1 protein-coding gene is annotated in these 1,562 nt (G+C 68.8%); it reads left to right on the top strand.

The genetic code is table 11. From position 1 onward, the window contains the following. Window positions 1-137 precede the first annotated feature (137 nt). The gene (locus tag D7Y11_RS42560; protein WP_126936513.1) at window positions 138-1,472 is read left to right on the top strand and encodes a hypothetical protein; all 1,335 of its coding nucleotides are present in this window, start codon (window positions 138-140) and stop codon (window positions 1,470-1,472) included. Window positions 1,473-1,562 lie beyond the last annotated feature (90 nt).

Raw genomic sequence — 1,562 nt, 5'->3', positions numbered from 1 at the left:
GCATGCTGACGGCGGACCGTGACGCCTTCTATGATGAGGCCGTTCTCCTGCTGCGCCGCGTCCGCAGGCGCGGCAGGCTCCCCATCTGGGCCAACACCCCTGAACGGAATTAGTCGGGATGGCTTAGAGTTCGCGCCATGACCTCCGCCACCCCGTCCCTGGCCACGTCCGCCCCGCCCGCGCGGACGTGGGTCCACCGTGCGCTGAGGCTCTTTGTTCCGGTGGTGGGGATCCTCGGGCTGTTGTCGCTGGTCACCTACTACCGGATGCACCCGGACCTTCCGTTCATCCGGTCAGACGGTTACGGCTACCACCTCTACCTCACGGCCGCCTTCGTCCAGCACGACCTGTCCTTCCGCACCGAGGCCGCCGAGTGGGGCGCGGACCTGGACTACAACATGGGGCTCACGCGGGATGAGACCACCGGCCGCTACCTGAACCGCTTCCCTCCGGGTCAGGCCCTGCTGATGCTGCCCGCATTCCTGGGCGCGCACTTCAGCGCGCCGCTCCTGGGGTTCCGTCAGGACGGCTTCTCGCTGCCCTACCATTTCGCGGCGGCGTTCAGCGGACTGTGCGCGCTGCTCATCGGGCTGACGCTGCTGCGCAGGGCCCTGGAAGCACTCTTCCCCGCCGGAGTGGTGCTGGCGACCCTGACCGTCGTCACCTTCGGCACCAACCTGTTCCACTACGGCACCGCGGACGCCATCTTCAGCCACGTCTACTCCTTCGCCCTCTACGCCGCGCTGCTCCTCCTGGTGCCCGCGTGGTACCGGTCGCCCACGGTGCGCACGTCGCTGCTGCTGGGCGCGGTGGCGGGCTACATCGTGCTGGTGCGTCCCCCCAACGGGCTGGCGCTCGTCCTGGTGCCGCTGTACGGCGTCTATGACGGCCTGACGCAACGGGAGCGGCTGGCGTTCTTCTGGAAGCACAAGGGCGGCATCGCGCTGGCGCTGCTCGCGATGGGTGCGGTGCTGAGCATCCTGTTCTTCTACTGGCACTACGCCACCGGCCGCTGGGTGATGTACTCCTACCGGGGCCAGGGCTTCGAGTTCACCCGACCCCAGCTCCTCGCCGTCCTGTTCAGCCTCCGCAAGGGGCTCTTCTTCTGGACGCCGGTGTGGCTCTTCGCGGGGGGGGGCTTCGTGCGGGACCGGGAGCACCTGCGCGACTACCTGATGCCGGTGCTGCTCTTCTCCCTCTTCCAGCTCTACCTCACGGCCGCCTGGTGGCACTGGCCCTATGGCCTGAGCTTCGGCCACCGCGCCTTCACCGAGGGCAGCGCGTTCTTCGCGCTGGGCCTCGCGGGCTTCCTCGCGCACCTGGAGCGCCCCGCGGTCCGCAAGGCCGTGGGGGCGGTGCTGGCGTTGCTCGTCGCGTACGAGCTCTTCCTGATGGTGCGCTACTGGCAGGGCCGGCTGCCGGGAGACCGGACCACGTGGGCCCAGTACCAGAGCCTCTTCACACTCCCGTAGAAAGCCTCCCCGCCCGCCCTGCATGGGAGGAGGAGGCCCACCGGACCCTCCCCGTCCCACACACGTCTATACTGCGGCGCGCATGTCCAC

Source organism: Corallococcus sp. AB018 (genome assembly GCF_003986945.1).
Taxonomy (GTDB): domain Bacteria; phylum Myxococcota; class Myxococcia; order Myxococcales; family Myxococcaceae; genus Corallococcus; species Corallococcus exiguus.
Note: the sequence above shows the minus strand (reverse complement) of the source record. Positions and strands in the feature narration are given on the sequence as shown.

Excerpts from the sequence above, each read along its gene's own strand:
- D7Y11_RS42560 (WP_126936513.1), top strand. The coding sequence starts at position 138 with ATGACCTCCGCCACCCCGTCCCTGGCCACGTCCGCCCCGCCCGCGCGG.